We start from the raw sequence: 18,411 nt of genomic DNA, 5'->3' as shown, positions 1-18,411 counted from the left end.
CGGCGTTCAGGTCATGCTCAGAGCAGCGTCCCCTGCAGCTCGAGGGCCTTGCGCGACTCCTCGTGCAGCGTCTCGATGAGCTGCTCCTCGATGGCGGCGAACTCGGGCGACGTGATCACCGACAGCTCGCGAGGTCGCGGGAGGTCGATCTCGACGTTGAGGCGCACGCTCGTGGGCCTCGCGCTCAGGACGATGACGCGGTCGGCGAGGTAGATCGCCTCACGAATGTCGTGGGTGATCATCACTGCGGTCCACTCGTGCTTGGCCCACACCCCCTGCAGCCAGTTCTGCATCTCGATGCGGGTGAGGGAGTCGAGGGCGCCGAACGGCTCGTCGAGCAGGAGGATGTCGCGGCCCTGGACAACGGTGCGAAGCAACGCCGCGCGCTGCCGCATGCCACCCGAGAGCTCGAACGGATGCGAGTCCTCGAAGCCCGACAGCCCGAAGGTCGCGAACAGGTCTCGAGCACGCTTGCGCGCCTCGAGCTTCCACACACCCTGCACCTCGAGGCCCAGAGCGCAGTTCTCCGCGATCGTGCGCCACGGGAACAGGAGGTCCTTCTGCGGCATGTACGCGACGTTCTCCCGGACACCGATCGCGTCCGCGCCGTCGACCTTCAGCTCGCCGGACGTGGGCTCCTCGAGGCCCGCCATGATGTTGAACAACGTGGACTTGCCGCAGCCCGAGGGTCCGATCACCGCGACGAACTCGCCCCGATTCACCTCGAACGACACACCGTCGACCACCTGCCGCTCCCCGCCGGGGACGGCGAACTGCTTGTGGACGTCGACGATCTCGATCTTGGGGGTCTTCGCTTCAATGGCCACGGCGGGCCCTCCTCTCCTTGGAGGCCCACGGGATCACGAGCCGCTCGACCAGGAACGTGGACAGGTACAGGGTGATGCTGACGACCGCCGTGACGGCGACGGCCGCGAGGACGAGGTCGGTGCGGAACGCGTTCTTCTGCATGGACATGTAGATGCCGAGGCCGCTCTTCGCGCCCACGTACTCCGAGAAGATCGCGCCCGTGACGGCATAGACGATCGAGATGCGCAGCGCGGTGAAGAACGACGGGAGGGCGGAAGGGAGCCTCGCGTACCGGAACAGCTTCCACCTTCCGGCGCCCATCGAGCTGAGAAGGGCCCCGGCCTCGCGGTCGGTCTTGGCGAACCCCTCGATGAGGCCGACGGTGACCGGGAAGAACGTGACGAGCGCGACCACGATGACCTTGGGGAGCAGTCCGAAGCCGAACCAGATGATCATGAGCGGAGCGATGGCGATGACCGGGATGGTCTGTGACGCGACGAGCAACGGCATGATGCCGCGGCGCAGCCACGGCGAGAAGTCGACCGCGACGGCGATGATCCACGCCACCACGAGCGCCGCGGTGAACCCGACGGCGGTGACCTGGAGGGTCGCGAGCGCATGGCCCCAGATGATGTCGGCCTGGGACCAGCCAGCGGTGACGATCCTGATCGGGGACGGAAGGATCTGGGCTCGGAGCTCGAAGTGGTCGACGATGATCTGCCACGCGGCCAGGATCCCGAGGGAGATCAGCAGGGGCGGCAGCGCGAGGCCCACCCAGGACGGCAGGCGCGGTCGTCTCGCGCGGCGCAGATGCGCGGTCTCGGGGATGGGCTTCTCGTCCTGGGCGGGGACTGCGGTCATGAGGCGGCCTCCAGGTGTGCGGGTAGTTGGTTCCAGAACTCGATCTCGAGCTGGAGCCCTCGGTCGAGCACGTTGCGTGCGAGGTCCGGGTCGATCCCGGAGCGGTCGATCATCGCGCAGTGGCGGTCGATCATGTCCGCGTAGTCTCCGCTCGAGTAGACGTCCACCCAAGCGGCGTAGGGGCTCTCGCGATCCTCGACGCGCACCCGTGACAGGGCGACGGTGTAGCCGTACAGGCACGGGAGCATCGCGACGAGAGTGGCGTCCCTGTCATGCGCCAGGGAGTCGTAGAAGTCCATGTAGGCCGCGGTCTCGCGGGACGGCGTGGCCGAGTCGAAGTCACACTCGAAGGGCCCGGAATTCTCGATGTGCCGGTCGAGCTCCACGGCGAAGATGCCGTAGGCGAGCCGCACCGAGTGCTCGAGGTCCTCGTCGGGGCTGAACGCGGCGAGGCGCGAGAAGAGCCGCGCGTAGTAGCGCAGGTAGAGGTAGTCCTGCTCGAGGTAGTGGCGGAAGATCGCGGTGTCGAGCGTGCCGGCCGCGACGCCGGTGAGCAGCGGCAGCGAGGGCCAGGTGGCGGCGGCCTCCTCCACGAGCGCCTTGAGCCGCGTGGCGAGGGGCTGCGTGTCGTGCATGCGAGCGTCCTTGTCGTGAGGCTGAAGTGCGGGGCGCACGACTCTGGTCGGGCGCCCCGCACCTTCGCGGTGATCAGGTCAGTCGACCAGGTCGGCGTCGTAGAACTCGGTCCAGTCGGGCTCCTCGGTGAGGGCGTTGCCGTCCGCGTCCGCGAGCAGGCCGTTCTCGTAGTAGAAGGCGCCCAGGTCTGCCCACATGGCCTCGGTCTGAGTACCGACCTCGCCGTTGTCGTCGAGCAGGTAGTCGGCCGAGATCATCTCCTGGCTCTGGAGCACGAGGTCCTCCTCCGTGAGCACGTCGGGGTTCGCGTCGATGAGGATCTGCGCGGCCTCGTCCGGGTTCTCGGCGGCATACTCGTAACCCTCCTGAAGCGCCTGCACGAACGCGGCCGCGGCCTCGGGGTTCTCCTCGATCCATGACTCGGATCCGGCGACCACGATCGAGTACTCATCCGGGAAGCCGTAGTCGGTCGGGTAGAAGTAGTTCATGGGGGTGCCCTGAAGGTCGGCCTCGATGCCCTCCCAGGTCACGAACGCCTGGGTGAAGTCGACGTCGCCCGAGTAGAGGGCCTCGTAGGCCGTCGTGCCGAGGATCACCGAGTCGTAGTCGCCGGTGCCACCCGCCGCCTGGATGACGGCCGCGTTGACCGCGTCCTCGGTCGCCGTTCCGAAGCCGCCGTAGGTCGTCCCGTCGAGGTCGGCCGGGCTCGTGAAGTCGCTGTCCGCGCTCACGCTGAGCGCGGTCGCCTCGTGCTGGAGGACGGACATGACGGAGACGACGTCGCCGCCGGCTGCGTGCGCGTAGAGCAGGCCCCCCTCGCCCGTGATTCCGAACTCGGCACTGCCGGCGTCGATGAGGGTCTCGGCTGAGGAGCTGTTGTAGGGCAGCACCTCGACGTCGATGCCCGCGTCCTCGAAGTAGCCGTTCGCGATCGCGACGTAGAGTCCGGTGTGGTTGGTGTTCGGCGTCCAGTCGAGCGTGAAACGGACCGTGGTCAGCTCCGTGGAGTCGCTGCCGGTCGAGGCATCGGACGACGCGTCGGTCTCGGCGGCGTCGGTGGACGAGCAGCCGGCGAGGACGAGCAGCGAGCTCGCGGCGAGGCCGACCGTCGCGTGGGTGCGGCGGGGATGCATCATGGGGACATACCTTTCCTGGGGATGGTGCGCTGGCGGGCGGGCTACTGCTCGCGCCGGACCACCGTCATGCGGTCGATGGTGCGGCGGAAGGCCGCGTTGGCCTCGGAGACCACGCGGCCCTCGTCGACGGTGAGGAGCTGACGCCCACGCATCAGCACCTTCCCGTCCACGATGGTGGTGTCGACAGAGGACCCGTTGGCCGCGAAGACCAGGTGGCTCATCGGGTGGGTCGCGGTGTCGCGGAGCATCGGGGTGAATTCGACGCTGTTCGTGTCGACAAGGATCACGTCGGCCTTCGCGCCGGCCTCGAGGCTGCCGGCCTTGACGCCAAGCGCCTTCGCGCCGTTGTTGGTGGCCATGCGCAGCACCTGCTCGGCCTGCATGAGCGACGAGTCGATGCGGTTGGCGCGGTGCATGAGCGAGGCGTACTTGAGCACCTCGAACATGTCCCCGCTGTTGTTGCACTCGACGGCGTCGTGACCGAGGCCGACGTTGATGCCCGCTGCGAGGTACTCGGGCACCCTCGCGATGCCGTTGCCCAGCTTCGCGTTGGAGCTCGGGTTGTGGGAGATGTGCGTGCCGGTCTCGGCCATCATGCGGATCTCGTCATCGCTCAGGTGCACGCAGTGCGCGGCGACCAGGTCCGGCCCGAGCAGGCCTGCCTCGTAGGCCATCTCGGTGGGGCGCTTGCCGAACCGCGAGATCGAGTTCTCGACCTCGGACAGCGACTCGTTGAGGTGCGCGTGGATCCCGATGCCGAGCTCGTCGGCGAGGCCGCGCATGTCCCGCAGGAGCTCGGGAGAGGCAAGCGGCAGCCATTCCAGGCCGAAGCGGACCTGGATGCGATCGTTCGCGCGGCCGTGGTCGCGGTGGAACGCGTCGACGTTGTCCTGGAGCGTGTCGAGGTCGAACTCATCGTCCGCGACGTCGTTGGACAGGATCGCGCGGATGCCGATCTCGTCCGCGGCGTCGGCGAGCGCGTCGAGCCGACGGTACATGTCGTTGACCGTGGTCACGCCGTTCTTGATGGCCTCGGTGTAAGAAGCCTGCGCTGCCCAGTACGCCGCCTCGTGGTCGAGCGCGCGGATCATCGGGTACCAGCACTCGTCCAGGTACTCCCAGAGCGGCATGTGGTCGTTGTAGCCCTTGCCCAGCGCGGTGTGGAAGTGCAGGTCGACGAGCCCCGGCATGACGATCATGTCGGTCGCGTCGATGCTCGTCTCCCCGATCGCGGGGGCGATGTCACCCGCGACGACCTCGACGATCGTGTCGTCCTCGAGCACGACGGTGCCCTGCTCGTGATAGGTGCCGGCGGCGTCGAGTGTGAGCACCATGCCGTGGCGGATCAGCGTCCTTGCCATGCTCGGACTCCTCGTCTCCGGCACATTTGAGGTACCGGATAGAAAATTTGAGATCTTATATTTCAATCACCCTAGGGGTGCTCGCGGCGACCGACAAGGCATGTCGCGAGATGTTTACACGCCGTAACGTGGGCGAAACGCGACTCTCAGAGACCGAGGTCCTCGAGCACGATCCCGCCCCCGATCCATCCGATCGCCATGGTGACAAGGTTCGGTCCGCCATCCGGTATACGAGGCATGACGGACGCGTCGATGATCTTGAGCCCCTCGACGCCGACGACGTTCAGGCGTCGGTCGACGGTGCGCCCGATGCCGCACGAGGCCACCGGGTGGTTGTACGTCTCGACGTGCTCACGTAGCGCAGACGTGAGGTCGTCCTGCTTCCACCACGCGTCGTCCGGCACGGCCACGATCCCCGTCTCGGCCATCGCGTCGATGATCGCGGCCGTCCTCCGGACCGCCACGGCCATACGCTCCAGGTCCGACGCGTCCTTCAGGTGGGCCAGGCTGATCCTGGTCTCCCCCGCATCGTCCCTGTACACGCGCCCCCTGCTCTCGGGCTGCATGAGCGCAACCGAGACGGAGTAGCTGTTCCTTGGCGCGGTGCGGTCGTAGAGCCACGTCGAGAACGGGAAGACCTGGAACTCATCCGACGGGTCGTCGGCGACGCCGGCGCGCAGCAGGGACCCGCTCACGGGCCGCGCCATGACGTCGTCCTCGTCGCGCGCGAGCACGTTCATCATCACCCACGGGTGATCCTGGAGACCCTCGCCGATCTCAGGGGCCTCGATGCCCGAGCGCCACAGCACCTCGGGGCTCCCATAGGCGCCTGCGGAGAGGATTACGAGGTCGGCGGGGATGACCTCCTCGCCGCCGTTCACCTCCACGCCCACGGCGCGGCCATCCTGCACGACAATGCGGTCGACCATGGTCGACGGGCGCAGGGTCACGCGCTCGCGCACGAGCGGAGCGACGGCCGCAAGAGCGCCCCAGCGACCGCCCTCGACACGGTTGGTCGGCCACGGCCCATAGCCCTGAGTGCCGGGCGCGTTGTGATCAGGGCACTCGGGGTGACCGGCGGCCTTCGACGCCTCGTAGAACGCGAGATCGAGAGGTCCGGGCTTGAGCCGCGTGATCCTGATCGGGCCCGTGTCGCCGTGGTACGGCTCGGAGCCGAACTGCTCGTCTGTCTCGAGCGCGCGCATCGCCGGCTGCAGGTCGTCCCACTGCCAGCCCTCGCCCCAGGCCTCGAATCCCGCGGGCTGTCCACGCGAGCCGGCGGCCGCATTGACGCTTGAGCCGCCGCCGAGCACACGCCCGCGCACCAGGTGGTGTCCGGAGTCCTCATTCGTGTAGTCCCAGTCGTGCTCAGGGAACGCGTGCTCGTGGAGGAACTCGTGCGGGACGGGGTCGCCAGGGTCGATGCCGGCCTCGAGGATGGTCACGTCGGCAACGTCGGCGAGACGATGCGCCGACAGCAGACCACCGTTGCCGCCGCCGATGATGACGATGCGAGGCTTGGTCATGCGTCCTCCTTCAGGCCCACGAGACGCGCGAAGTTGTCGCCCATGACGCCGTCGATCTTGTGCTGGGGAATCTCGGGGAGGCCAAGCGGGGCCGCCTCCTCGTTCACCGTGAGCAGCTTCTCGCGCAGCACCACGGGGTCGTACAGGAAGCCGGGGAAGTCGGTGCCGAACATGATCTTCTCGAGCGGCACGAAGAACGGCTCCGCGCGGTGCAGGAAGTGGAACAGATCCCTCCGGGTCACCGTCGCGATGTGGTAGCTGATCTCGGTGTAGAAGTTCGGGTGCTTGGTGAGCATGAACATCGCCTCGTCGATCCAGGGGATCCCGCAGTGCGCGAGGATCACCCTGAGGTCGCGGAACTCGCGCCCGACGTCGTCGAGCATCGCGGGACGGGCGTACTCGAGCTTGGCATCGATCCGCGTCGACCCAGCCTGGTGGACCATGACCGGGATCCCGAGGTCCCTCGCGGCCTCGAAGACCGGGAAGGCGAGCTCGCGGTCGGCGGGCGACCAGTGCTGGTACATCGGGTAGAGCTTCACTCCCTTGAGGCCCAAGGTCTCGACCGCGTAACCGAGCTCCTCGACGGCGGCCTTGGGCCCGCGCAGCTTGGGGTTGACCGAGGCGAAGCCGATGAGCTTGTCGGGCTGCATCGCGACGCAGCCCGCGATGTACTCGTTGCATCGCTCCGGCGACGGGTCTCCCCCGAGACCGGTGACGTCGAAGACGTCGACAGTGCCCATCAGTCGGCCGTTCAGGTACTGGGGGCTCACCGCGAGGATCACGGACTTGTCGAAGCCCGGGTGGGCGCCGACGATCTCGTCAGGCCCGACCACCCCGAAGCCGTCCTTGCCGTCGGCCTTCTCGATTTCCTCCCACTCCCCTACGGTCGGCATCCGATGGGTGGGCAGCTTGTCCTGCGCCCGGTAGATGCACAGCGACCCCTCGCGGCCGTAGCCGAGCGTGAACTCGGCGTCCGTGCCCATCGAGAGGATGTGGTTGTGCGCGTCGATCTGCATGGGTCTCGTCGTGTCCTTCCCCCGCCGGCTCAGCCGGCGACGTCGTCCCAGTGCTGCATGGCGAGCCCCTGATCCCAGAAGCTCTTCTCGAGCCGGCACCCCATGAGGAAGATGTCGGCGAGGCGGGCGCGGCCCGCATCGTCCTGCGCCGCGAGCTCCGCATCGAAGGCGGCGCGCTGCCTGTCCACCACGGCCCGGTACTCGGCGGAGGCGAAGAAGCCGAGCCACTCGCTGTACACGGGATGATCGGACGCTTCGCTCACGAGCCCCGCGGCGATGTCGCCGTAGCTCCACGCGCACGGCAGGATCGCCGCGGCGATGTCAAGGGTCGACCCCGTGGCCGCGACCGCGAGCAGCCACGACGTGTAGGCGACGGTGGCCGGCGCCTTGACGTCCTCGCCCGGGGTCGGCTCGGCAGCGATCGCGGAGATCGCCTCGAGCAGACGGCGGTTCTGCGGGATCTCGGTCGACACGATGTTGATGAGCGACTCGGTGTGCTCGCCGAGCCCGGCGCTGTCCGCGCTCCGCGCCGCCGCGAAGGCGATCACGCGCGCGTACTCCGGGAGGTAGAGGAGGTTCTGCGCGACATAGAAGCGGAAGCTCGCCTCAGGCAGCGTCGCCGCCGCGAGGCGGACGGGGAACTCGTGCGTGAGCAGCGCGCCCCAGGCCGCGCCCGCGTGCTCCCGCAGGGCCGCGGACGTGTCGAGTGACACGCTCACGCGCCCCTCTGCCCCAGGTGGCCGCGTAGCGTCGTCCCGTCATACTCGGTGCGGAACAGCCCACGGGACTGGAGCTCGGGCACCACCTGGTCCACGAACTCCTCGATGCCTTCGGGCAGGGTCGATGCGTTGACGTTGAAGCCGTCCGCGGCCTCGTTCGTGAACCACTCCTCGAGCTGGTCCGCGATCTGCGAGGCCGTGCCCACCGCCGTGAAGTGACCTCCGCCTGCCGAGATCCTGGACAGCATCTCGCCGACCGTGACGAGCTCGCCGTCCGCGCCGCGCGACAGCGTCTGCATCATCACGTAGCGACCCTTCGGGCCCTCGAACTCCTCGATCGGAGGCAGCGCGGGCATCGTGTCGTCACGGGTGAGTCCCGACACATCCATGCCGATGTAGGAGCCGAGCGTGTCGAGCTGCTTGGACAGCTCCTTGAGCGAGTCGAGGTAGGCCTTCTTGTCCTGCGCCTCGGCCTCGGTGTCGCCGACGACGGTGACGACGCCGGGCAGCACCGCGATCGCGTCGGCGTCGCGGCCGTGGCCCACGGTGCGACGCTTGATGTCGCGGTAGTACTCCTGGGCGTCGTCGAGCGTCGAGCCGATGCCGTAGATGACCTCGGCGTACCGGGCGGCGAGGTCGCGGCCCGCCGGAGAGGCGCCGGCCTGGACGAGCACCGGGCGGCCCTGCGCAGACTCGGGCACGGACAGCGCACCCTTGACCCTGTAGAACTCCCCATCGTGATCGACCGGCGTGAACGCCGACTCGTCGAACACCAGGCCTGCCTCCTTGTCGAAGACCACAGCCTCGCGCGGGTACGAGTCCCACAGTCCGAACAGCACCTCGGCGAACTCCTTGGCCCGCGCGTAGCGCTTCTCGGGGTCAGGAAGAGCGTCCATGCCGTGCAGCAGCGCCTCGGCGTCGCTCTGCGACGTCACAAGGTTCATGCCGACGCGCCCGCCCGAGATGAGGTTCGCGCTCGCCACCAGACGAGCCGCGTTCGCGGGGTCGTTGAGGGTGCTCGAGACCGTGCCGATGAAGCCGATCCTGTCCGTCTTGGCGGACATGTAGGAGATGAGCGACATCGGCTCGAAGACCTGCCCCATCGAGACGTCGGCACGCCCCCACATGGGCATCTGCGTGTCGGCGAGGAAGACCGCGTCGAACAGGCCCCGCTCGCACGCCCGAGCGAGGTTCGCGAAGTACTCCGGGTCGAAGGCCTCGTCACGCAGGGTAGAGGGGCGCCGCCACGCTGACGGATGGTGGCCGTACATCCTCATGAAGAGGTTGAGGTGCATGAGGCGGGGACGTGAGTCGGTCATGGGGGATGTCCTTCTCGGTAGGGAGCTCGAGTATGTGGGACACCTGTTGCACAGGTGTTGATCAGTGATTGCGCGGAGATTTCCCGTCGCGGGGAGTTGGCGCAGAGGCGGACGTCAGCCCGCGAGCCGTCGGAACTGCTTGGCGTGGTAGATGAGGGGGTCCTCGTCGGGCAGCACGCTGAGCGCGTCCACCTCGAGCACGACGAGCGTGTGGTCCCCGACCGGGGTCTCGGTGACGATCGAGCATTCGAGCCAGACGGGGGCGCCGGCGATGAACAGGGCCCCCGCAGCCGGGATCGCGGTGAGGTGGGCGAACTTGTCCTCGCCGCTGCGCGCGAGCTCGAGGCACACGCTCTCGTGACCGGAGCCGAGCACCGAGACGCCGATACGGGCGGCGTCTCGCAGGTGCGGCCACGTCGTCGAGCTGTTCTGCACGCTGCACACCACGAGCGGCGGATCGAACGAGACGCCGACCGTGAAGGAGGTCGCCGCGAGGCCGCGCTTCACTCCCTCGACCTCGGCGCACAGCGCGGCCACGCCCGAGGGGAACGCCCCGAACGCCGACCTCAGTCCGTCGGGGGTCGGCGCCCCGAGCCACTTCGACGCGTCGACGCCCGGCAGCGGCAGGCCGTCGGAGCCCAGGACCCCATCGACCTCGGGAGCAGCACCCTGACTCTCGTCGTCGCGCACGAGCCTCACCCGAGGTCCACCCAGACGGTCTTCGTCTGGAGGTAGGGATCGAGCGCCTCGCGCCCGAGCTCCTTGCCGTAGCCGGAGGCCTTGAAACCGCCGTAGGGGATCGCGACGTCGAACATGCCGTAGGTGTTGATCCACACGACCCCCGCGTGAATCTGCGCGGCGACGCGGTGCGCGCGCTTCACGTCCGAGGTCCACACGCCGGAGGCGAGGCCGAACTGCGTGTCGTTCGCGAGCGTCACCGCCTCCTCCTCGGTGTCGAAGACGCCGACCATGCCGACGGGGCCGAAGATCTCCTTGCGCATGATCTCCATGTCGGGCGTGATGTCGGTGAAGAGCGTCGGCTGGACGAAGTAGCCGTCCGCAAGCTCGGCCGACTGGACGGTGCCGCCTCCGACGACGGGCCGCGCCCCCTGCGCGACGCCCGAGGCGATGAGCGAGTTGACGCGGTCGCGCTGCTCGGCGCTGACGACGGGGCCCATGGTGGTGCCGTCCGCGAGGCCGTCGCCCAGCCGGATCGCGGAGACCTTCGCGGCGAGCCCCTCGACGAATCGCTCGTACACCGATCGCTGCACGAAGACGCGCGCGCCGGCGATGCAGCACTGACCCTGGTTGAAGTACACGGCGCCGAAGGTGCCCTCGATCGCGGCCTCGAGGTCGGCGTCCTCGAAGACGAGGCTCGGAGACTTGCCGCCGAGCTCGAGGGAGAGGCGCTTCATGTTCCCCTTGGAGGCCTCAAGGATCTTCTGGCCCGTCGCGTTCTCGCCCGTGAACGTGATCTTGTCGACGTCCATATGCGCGGACAGCGGGGCACCGGCGCCGGGACCGTCACCCGTGACGACGTTGACGACCCCGGCGGGGAAGCCGATCTCGTCCATCAGCCCCACGAGCCGGAGCGCGGACAGCGGCGTCTGCTCGGCGGGCTTGAGGACGATCGTGCAGCCGGCAGCGAGAGACGGGCCGAGCTTGTAGCCGCACATGAGGAGCGGGAAGTTCCACGGGATGATCGCGCCGACGACACCGACAGGCTCGCGGCGCGTGTACACGTGCATGTCCATGCCGCTCGAGGGAACCATGGACTCGCCCTCGATCTTGGTGATCCAGCCGGCGTAATACTTGAAGAGCTGCGCGCACAGGGGGACGTCGAGGCCGCCCGCCTCGCCGGTGGGCTTGCCGTTGTCGAGCGTCTCGAGCTGGCCGAACTCGTCGGCCCGGCGCTCGAGCTCGTCGCCGAGCCGCCACATGAGGTCCGCGCGCGCCGCCGGTGCCATCGCGTTCCACACGGGGAGCGCGGCGCGAGCCGCGGCGACCGCATCGTCCACGTCCGATGCGGTTCCCGCGGCGACGCGCGCGAGCAGCGCACCCGTGGCCGGGTTGTGCACGGGGAACGTGCCGCCGTCCGAGGCCGGGACGCTTCGGCCGTTGATGAACAGCCCATGGTCCCTGGCGAGGAAGTCCTCGACCTCGGGCAGCAGGGGGGTGGTTGCGATGACGGTCACTGCGCCTCCGATTTAGGATGAGATCTCATATGCAATACATCGCACCCTAAGCCGGTCGCCCGATCGGTCCAAGCCATATCGCCAACTCGTTACATGGATTTAACGCGAGCCCCGAAGCGGTGCATGCAGCCATGCCGGAGTGGTGATATTCCATATTCTATTGTGATGGAGTAGCGTTCCCCGCAGGAAAGCACCGTCGCTCGACCACGGAACACCAGGGAGGAACCCCACGTGAGCACGATCATCGACGCAGTCGAACCGCTGCAGATCAAGGAGATCGTCTACCGCAAGCTGCGGGACGCCCTCGTCGAGCACGAATTCCCTCCCGGCGCGTCCCTGCGCGAGGTCACGCTCTCGGCGCGATATGGAGTGAGCAAGACTCCCATCCGCGAGGCTCTCGTGCGGCTCGAGCACGATGGGCTCGTGGAGGTCGCGCCCTACCGCGGCGCTCGCGCCCGCGTGTACTCGATCGGCGACGCCCGCGAGCTGTTCGCCGCCCGCGGGATCCTCGAGCGCGAGTGCGTGCGGATGGTCGCGGCATCGCAGGACGGACGCCTCGACCAGCTGCGCAAGAACGTCGAGGCGACCCGCACCGCGCTCGACGCGGGAGACCTTGCCGCCGCAGGCATCGGCCTCGACGAGTTCGACGACATCATGTTCTCCGCGCTCGACAACCACATGCTCGGCGAGCTCGTCGACCGCCTCTCCCTCCATCTGCGCCGTCTCGGCAAGATCGGCGCAGGGCAGCGACGCTTCGAGGACTCGCTCGCCCAGCACTCCGCAATCGTCGAGGCGATCGCGTCAGGCCGCGCCGACGCCGCGATCGAGGTCCTCGACAGCCACCTCGCGAGCGTCCTCGACGCCCAGATCGCCGAGCTCTCCGCGGCCGCCGCCGAGGGCTGAGGCCCCGACCGGCGCGCGTTACACAGAGTTAACAGCGCCGACGCCCGATTCATCTTGACGACTCTCTCTCGGTATATAAGATCTTATGTACAAGATCGTAATCCGAGAGGATGGAACATGACCACCGAGATCCCCGCAGGCCTCGCATCGCGCGTCGCCCAGCACATCGACGAGGAGCGCCTCGTGCGCCTCGTGCAAGAGGTGTGCCGCATCCCCAGCGTCCTTGGCGACGAGGGCCCGCTCGCGAACTACCTCGCGGACGTGATGCGCGAGTCCGGCTTCTCCGGTGTGGACCTGCAGCCCGTCATCGCCGACCGCCCCAACGCGATCGGTCACCTTGACTTCGGGACGGGCGAGGGACCGAACGTCGTGCTCACCGGCCACATGGACACCAAGCCCGTGTCCCACGGCTGGGAGCTGAGCGAGCCGTTCTCGGGCGACCTCATCGACGGCAGCATCTACGGCCACGGGATCATGGACATGAAGGCCGCGCTCGTGTGCCAGATCATCGCCATGGAGGCGCTCCGCGCATCGGGCATCGAGCTCGACGGCCGCGTCTCCTTCGCCGCCGTCTCCGACCACATGGGCGACCAGACCGGAGCGATCACCTACTTCAAGGAGCACCCGGGCGACCTCTGCGTGCTCGGCGAGCTGAGCGACAACGAGATCTTCCTGGGCCACCGTGGCCGGTACTACTACGACATCATCGTGCGCGGCATCTCGGCCCACACGTGCCACAAGCCGCTCGCGGTCAACGCCAACATGCTCGCCGCCCATGCGATCATCGAGCTGGACCAGTCCAAGCTCGAGCCGCAGCTGGAGGAGTGGGTGACCGACCTGTTCGGCCCGGAGACCTACATGGCGCCCGGACGCGTGTACGGCGGCCTTCCGCCGGGCGGGCCCTCGATGATCCCCGACGAGTGCGTCATCCGCGTCGACTGCCGCCCGCAGCCCGGCGTCTCGCTCGAGCAGGTCCGCGAGGAGATCGACCGCTGCCTCGCCAAGGCCAAGGAGCGCGAGCCTCGCTTCGAAGCCGAGGTGGTGCTGGCGGACGTGAAGTCCGGCTACCTGGCAGAGCCCGAGGCGAAGGTCACCTCGCTCATGATCGAGGCCGTCCGCGAGGTGCGCGGAGAGGAGCCCCAGCTGCAGGTCGCCGGCTGGCTCGGCGACACCGCGAGCTTCGGTGGCGACATCCCGACCATCATCTTCGGCCCGGGCGGAGAGCCCGTCTACTGCCCCGACGAGCACCTCTCGATCGAGGACATCGTCGAGGCCACCAAGGTCTACGCCGCGTTCGCCGCGCTCGCGCTGAGCCCGGAGGACTGATGCGCTCAGGAGTCGCCCTCCAGCCGGTCTACCCGTCCGCGCAGTTCGGGGACCTCGTCGAGCGCATCGAGACGCTCGGCTTCGACGAGTTCTGGCTCACCGACTCGTCACTGCACTCGCGGTACAGCTACATGTACCTCACGATCGCGGCGATGCGGACGAGCAGGATGACGCTGGGCACGGCCGTGACCAATCCGGTCACGCGCCACCCGGCGCTCGCCGCAGTGGCCGCGACGACACTGGACGAGATCTCCGGAGGGCGCGCCATCATGGGCATCGGGGCGGGAGATCGCCCCCTGCTCGCGCTCGGGCACAAGCCCGCGCGCCTGCGCCAGCTCGAGGACTCGATCCACGCGATGCGCGCCCTGTGGACGGGCGACCATGTCACGTACCAGGGCATGGGATTCGAGCTCGTCGATGCGCACATGCGCTTCGACGTGCCGGCCGACATCCCCGTCTACGTCTCCGCCTCGGGACCCAAGACGCTCGAGATGGCGGGTCGTGTGGCCGACGGCGTGGTCCTGCTCGCGGGCCTCGACACCGTGGGCCTCACGTACGCGCTCGAGCACATCGACCGCGGCGTCGAGAAGGCAGGTCGTAGCGAGCGACCCAAGATCTCGGTCTTCGCCTATGGGGAGATCAACGAGGACGAGGACGCCGCGCTCGAGTCCGCGCGCACCATCGCCGCATGGTTCCCCCAGACCGCGCCGATGTACTGCGAGCTCGCCGGCCTCGACAAGGAGCTCATCTCCCGGGTCCAACAGGAGTACAGCGGCGGCGAGTTCCAGGAGGCCGCCAAGGTCGCGCGGCTGCTTCCCGACGACTTCGTCCGCCGCATGGCGCTCGCCGGCGACCGCGCCTCGGTGCTCGAGAAGATGGCAACGCTCGACGCGCTCGGCGTCGACTCGATGACCCTCTTCCCGATCGGCGGCGACATCCATTCCCGCACCGCCACGATCGAGGCGTTCGCGGAGTGCGTCGACGCCTACAAGGCGGAGTGAGCGGCGTGAGCACGGGTCTCGACGCGCCGCTTCCCGAGCGCACGGTGTCCCGCGTGCTCGACACGTGCCTCGGCATCCGCAAGGACGAGCGCGTCGTGCTCCTGTCGGACCCCGGCAGCGACCTCGCCGTGGTCGCAGGCCTGGCCGATGGCCTCAGGGAGCGCGGCGCCATCCCGCTCATCCGCACGCTGGCCGAGATCCCGATGCCCGGGGCGGAGCCCCCCGCGAGGATCGCGGAGGAGCTTGCGAACGCCGCGGCCGGGATCGAGCTCACCTCCGCGTTCATCGGCTCGAGCAGGGCCCGCCAGGAGGCCTGCCGCCAGGGCACGCGCTACCTCAGCATGCCCGCGGTGATCGCCGACACGTTCCGGCTCGGCGGCCCGTACGACGTGGACTTCGACGAGATCGCGAGCACCGTGATGAAGCTCGCGCGCGCGTGGGAGGAGGCGGACACCTACCGCATCACCACGCCGGCGGGCACCGACCTGGCCGGCTCGGTGCGCGGGCGCAAGGGCCGCGCCCTCACCGGCGTCGCTCGGGAGCCCGGCGCGTACATGGCTCCGCCCGACATCGAGTCGGGCACAGCGCCGGTCGAGCTCTCGAGCGACGGCACCGTCGTGATCGATGGCGACTTCCTCTTCATGGGTCCCGGGCCCGTCGTGTCCCCCGTCGCACTCGACATCCGCGAGGGCACTCTCCACGCGACCGAGGGCGACGAGGCGGCCCGCCTGCTCGAGATGATCGCTCGCTGCGACGATCCGCGCATGGGCAACCTCGCCGAGGTGTCTGTCGGCCTCAACCCCCAGGGATCCGTGTGCGCGGTGCCCATGGAGACCGAGTCGACCAAGGGCAGCGCCCACATCGCGTTCGGCAACTCGATCGCGTACGGCGGCACCGTGAACGCCGTCGCTCACCTCGACTGCGTCATGCAGGACGCGACCGTGCACCTCGATGGCGTACCCCGGATCGTCGGCGGCGACCTCGTCGAGCCCTGAGCCGCACCCTCCTCCCCCTTCTCGCCTCGCTCCCGCTCAAGAATCGGAGTCCCCCTATGTCCGCACCCTCGTTCGAAGACCTCCTGAACCGCCCGACGCTGGCGTGGATGGGGCAGAACACCACCCACCTCGAGCCGCCCGCGGCGGTCGTCGACGCGATGACCGCGAGCGTCGCCTCGCGCGAGTTCCAGCTGTACGCTCCCCCGCTGGGCTTCACGCGGCTGCGCGAGCTGATCCTCGAGGACCTGGGCCTGCCCGACGCCGATGCCTGGGTCACCGACGGCGCCGTCGGGGGCCTCTACCACGTGTGCACCGTGCTGGCTCCGGAGATCTCGCAGCTGATCACCTCGGACCCGGGCTGGCCGTGGCCTGCGCGCTTCGTCGGCCTCGGCGACAAGCCCGTGACGGTGCTCGACGTGTACGAGCAGCCGGGAGCGAAGCTGTCGGCCGCGCAGATCGCCGAGGTCATCGAGCCTCGCAGCCTCATCTACCTGATCGACCCGCTCAACCCGCTCGGGAGCCTGTACTCGCGCGACGAGCTCGAGGCGATCGTCGCCCTCGCGCGCGAGACCGAGTCGTACATCGTGCACGACTGCACGTACCGACACTTCGCTGAGGGCCACAGCCTGGTCGCCGAGCTGTACCCGGAGCGGACGTTCACCACCTACAGCTTCTCCAAGTGGCTCGGTCTCGCTGGCCTGCGGCTCGGCGCGGTGGTAGCCGCACCCGAGCTGCTCGCACGCCTCACCGCGGTGCCGTCGAACCCCCTGGGGGCTCCGATCCAGGCGCAGCGCGCCGCCATCGCGGGCCTCGAAGGCCGCGGCGAGTGGCTCGAGATGCTGCGCGGCGTCAACCGCCGCAACATCGGGGCCGTCGAGGACGTCGTGGCACGCACGGGCTTCGGGGCTGTCGTGGTCTCTCCGTCCCAGGCGAACTTCCTCGCCGTCGACGTCTCCGCCACGGGCCTCCACTCGGAGGACGTGTGCGCGCGCATGCTCGAGCACGATGTGTTCGTCCGTCCCGGCACATATCAGTCGCCGCACTTCGGCGAGCGTTTCGTGAAGATCTCCACCTCCGTCCCCGAGGAGTGGGTGGACCGGTTCTGCGAGGCATGGACCGCGATCGCGGACGGGGTCGCGCGATGAGCGCCTATCGCGAGCTCGGCCTGGCCGAGTACCAGTCCCTCACCGGCGTCGAGATGGGGCGCCTCGTCGCGACGGGCGAGGTCTCCCCGGTGCACCTCGCCGAGTGCGCGCTCGAGCTCGCCGCGCGGGACGACGGCGACCTCAACGCGTACGTCGCCCTCAGGACGGAGAACGCGCTCGCCGAGGCGACGAGACTCGAGGCGGAGGCCAAGGACGGCAGGGCGCGCAGCGCGCTCCACGGCGTGCCGATCGCCTCCAAGGACAACATGCCGATCGTGGGCGAGCAATGCTTCAAGGGCTCGCGCACATCGTCCGAGAGCAGCGCCACCTATGCGGCCCCCATGGTCGAGCGCCTCCAGGCGGCGGGCGCCGTCATCATCGGACGCACCACGACCCCCGAGTTCGGGTGGAAGGGCACCGGCATCTCACCCCTGACCGGGGTGACGCGCAACCCGTGGGATCCGACGCGCAACTCGGGCGGCTCCTCCGCCGGCTCCGGCTCCACCGTCGGCGCGGGCGCCGTGCCGATCGCGACCGGGTCCGACGCGGGCGGCTCGATCCGCATCCCTGCGGCCTTCTGCGGCGCGTTCGGCATCAAGCCGACGCTGAGCGCGATCCCTGTGTGGCCCGGCACCGCGAACGAGTCGCTGTCCCACGCGGGCCCGCTCACCCGGTCGGTCGCGGACGCGCGCGCCGTGATGGCCATCGCTGCGGGCCCTGACCCCCGTGACCCGCAGTCCTTCTTCGCCGTGCCCTCAACCCGATCGGCCGGCCCTCTGCGGGTCGGCGTCGTGCGCGCCCCCTTCGGCATCGCGCCCACGGACGAGGTGGCGAGCCGTCTCGAGCCTCTCTTCGCGGGCCTCAGCGCTTGGTCGCAGGACGGGACAGCGGTCGAGGAGCTCGACCTCCCGACCGCGGCGCCGCGCGAGGTCTTCGAGCGTCTCTGGGTCGCGGGGCGGGGGCTCACGTTCGCGGGCCTCATCGAGTCGCAGGGCGAGGTCATGGACCCGGGCCTCGCGCGCCTGCTGCCGCTCGCGAGGGAGTACGACGTGGCCGACTATCTCGAGGGCCTGCAGCTGCGCCGGGCCTTCAACGCGGAGATGTTCGCGATCCTCGAGCAGTACGACGTCCTGATCATGCCCACGATGCCGCTCGTGGCCTTCGATGCGGACCAGGAGGTCCCCGCGGGCGGGGAGGCGGACGCCAAGCTGCCGTGGATCACGTGGACGCCCTACACGTACCCGTTCAACATCACGGGTCAGCCCGCCGCGACAGTGCCCGTGGACCTGGGACCCGGGCGGCTGCCGGTGGGCGTGCAGGTCGTAGGCGGCTGGGCGCGAGACGCGCTCGTGCTCGACGTCGCGGAGCGGCTCGAGGCTCTCGCCGCTCCGACGATGGAGCGCCGCGTCGCCCGGCCGGCCTGAGGTCGACGCCGGCCCGGGCCGTGCGCACCGCGCCTGGCCCG

17 protein-coding genes are annotated in these 18,411 nt (G+C 69.0%); 6 read left to right on the top strand and 11 right to left on the bottom strand.

Translation table 11 applies throughout. From position 1 onward, the window contains the following. Positions 1 to 17: 17 nt before the first annotated feature. The 11 genes from AOP78_RS01525 to AOP78_RS01475 form a co-directional block, all read right to left on the bottom strand. Positions 18 to 827, bottom strand: coding sequence for an ABC transporter ATP-binding protein (locus tag AOP78_RS01525; RefSeq protein WP_083979679.1), 810 nt, complete (start codon positions 825 to 827; stop codon positions 18 to 20). Continuing rightward, a complete protein-coding gene (locus tag AOP78_RS01520) occupies positions 817 to 1,668 on the bottom strand; it encodes an ABC transporter permease (RefSeq protein WP_083979677.1) in 852 nt (283 codons plus the stop codon). Before AOP78_RS01520 ends, AOP78_RS01525 begins: the two co-directional genes overlap by 11 nt. Beyond that, positions 1,665 to 2,303 (bottom strand): thiaminase II/PqqC family protein, encoded by a 639-nt coding sequence (locus tag AOP78_RS01515; RefSeq protein WP_062200742.1) that lies wholly within the window; start codon positions 2,301 to 2,303, stop codon positions 1,665 to 1,667. Before AOP78_RS01515 ends, AOP78_RS01520 begins: the two co-directional genes overlap by 4 nt. A gap of 78 nt (positions 2,304 to 2,381) precedes the next feature. Then, positions 2,382 to 3,440 (bottom strand): ABC transporter substrate-binding protein, encoded by a 1,059-nt coding sequence (locus AOP78_RS01510; protein ID WP_083979675.1) that lies wholly within the window; start codon positions 3,438 to 3,440, stop codon positions 2,382 to 2,384. Between the two features lie 41 nt (positions 3,441 to 3,481). Further along, positions 3,482 to 4,801: an amidohydrolase family protein gene (locus AOP78_RS01505; RefSeq protein ID WP_083979673.1), complete on the bottom strand. Its 1,320-nt coding sequence runs from the start codon at positions 4,799 to 4,801 to the stop codon at positions 3,482 to 3,484. Positions 4,802 to 4,947: 146 nt separating this feature from the next. Beyond that, positions 4,948 to 6,327: a GMC family oxidoreductase gene (locus AOP78_RS01500; RefSeq protein WP_062200741.1), complete on the bottom strand. Its 1,380-nt coding sequence runs from the start codon at positions 6,325 to 6,327 to the stop codon at positions 4,948 to 4,950. Next, a complete protein-coding gene (locus AOP78_RS01495) occupies positions 6,324 to 7,343 on the bottom strand; it encodes an amidohydrolase family protein (RefSeq protein WP_062200740.1) in 1,020 nt (339 codons plus the stop codon). Before AOP78_RS01495 ends, AOP78_RS01500 begins: the two co-directional genes overlap by 4 nt. A 29-nt stretch (positions 7,344 to 7,372) precedes the next feature. Continuing rightward, entirely contained in the window at positions 7,373 to 8,062 is a 690-nt protein-coding gene (gene tenA, locus AOP78_RS01490; RefSeq protein WP_062200739.1) for a thiaminase II, read from the bottom strand. After that, positions 8,059 to 9,381, bottom strand: coding sequence for an LLM class flavin-dependent oxidoreductase (locus AOP78_RS01485; RefSeq protein ID WP_062200738.1), 1,323 nt, complete (start codon positions 9,379 to 9,381; stop codon positions 8,059 to 8,061). The genes tenA and AOP78_RS01485 overlap by 4 nt, the downstream gene beginning before the upstream one ends. A gap of 114 nt (positions 9,382 to 9,495) precedes the next feature. Continuing rightward, positions 9,496 to 10,080: a flavin reductase family protein gene (locus AOP78_RS01480; protein ID WP_236685258.1), complete on the bottom strand. Its 585-nt coding sequence runs from the start codon at positions 10,078 to 10,080 to the stop codon at positions 9,496 to 9,498. After that, complete coding sequence (locus AOP78_RS01475) at positions 10,077 to 11,576, bottom strand: aldehyde dehydrogenase family protein (RefSeq protein WP_062200737.1); 1,500 nt, start codon at positions 11,574 to 11,576, stop codon at positions 10,077 to 10,079. The genes AOP78_RS01480 and AOP78_RS01475 overlap by 4 nt, the downstream gene beginning before the upstream one ends. 231 nt (positions 11,577 to 11,807) lie before the next feature. Here AOP78_RS01475 and AOP78_RS01470 point away from each other — a divergent pair, with 231 nt between their 5' ends. From AOP78_RS01470 to AOP78_RS01445, 6 genes are all read left to right on the top strand, one after another. Then, a complete protein-coding gene (locus AOP78_RS01470) occupies positions 11,808 to 12,479 on the top strand; it encodes a GntR family transcriptional regulator (protein WP_062200736.1) in 672 nt (223 codons plus the stop codon). 117 nt (positions 12,480 to 12,596) lie between these two features. Further along, positions 12,597 to 13,805 carry a M20 family metallopeptidase gene (locus AOP78_RS01465; protein WP_062200735.1) on the top strand — a complete coding sequence of 403 codons (1,209 nt, stop codon included), beginning with the start codon at positions 12,597 to 12,599 and terminating at the stop codon, positions 13,803 to 13,805. Next, positions 13,805 to 14,806, top strand: a complete 1,002-nt coding sequence (locus tag AOP78_RS01460; protein WP_062200734.1) for an LLM class flavin-dependent oxidoreductase — start codon at positions 13,805 to 13,807, stop codon at positions 14,804 to 14,806. The genes AOP78_RS01465 and AOP78_RS01460 overlap by 1 nt, the downstream gene beginning before the upstream one ends. Before the next feature lie 5 nt (positions 14,807 to 14,811). Then, entirely contained in the window at positions 14,812 to 15,801 is a 990-nt protein-coding gene (locus AOP78_RS01455; protein ID WP_062200733.1) for a 2,5-dihydroxypyridine 5,6-dioxygenase NicX family protein, read from the top strand. A 56-nt stretch (positions 15,802 to 15,857) separates the two neighbouring features. Next, positions 15,858 to 16,946, top strand: a complete 1,089-nt coding sequence (locus tag AOP78_RS01450) for a pyridoxal phosphate-dependent aminotransferase (RefSeq protein WP_062200732.1) — start codon at positions 15,858 to 15,860, stop codon at positions 16,944 to 16,946. Further along, positions 16,943 to 18,370: an amidase gene (locus AOP78_RS01445; RefSeq protein WP_160297580.1), complete on the top strand. Its 1,428-nt coding sequence runs from the start codon at positions 16,943 to 16,945 to the stop codon at positions 18,368 to 18,370. Before AOP78_RS01450 ends, AOP78_RS01445 begins: the two co-directional genes overlap by 4 nt. Positions 18,371 to 18,411: the final 41 nt, after the last annotated feature.

It is taken from the genome of Demequina salsinemoris, from assembly GCF_000974805.1.
Taxonomy (GTDB): domain Bacteria; phylum Actinomycetota; class Actinomycetes; order Actinomycetales; family Demequinaceae; genus Demequina; species Demequina salsinemoris.
The sequence above is the reverse complement of the archived record's forward strand: the minus strand, read 5'-3'. Positions and strand labels throughout refer to the sequence as shown.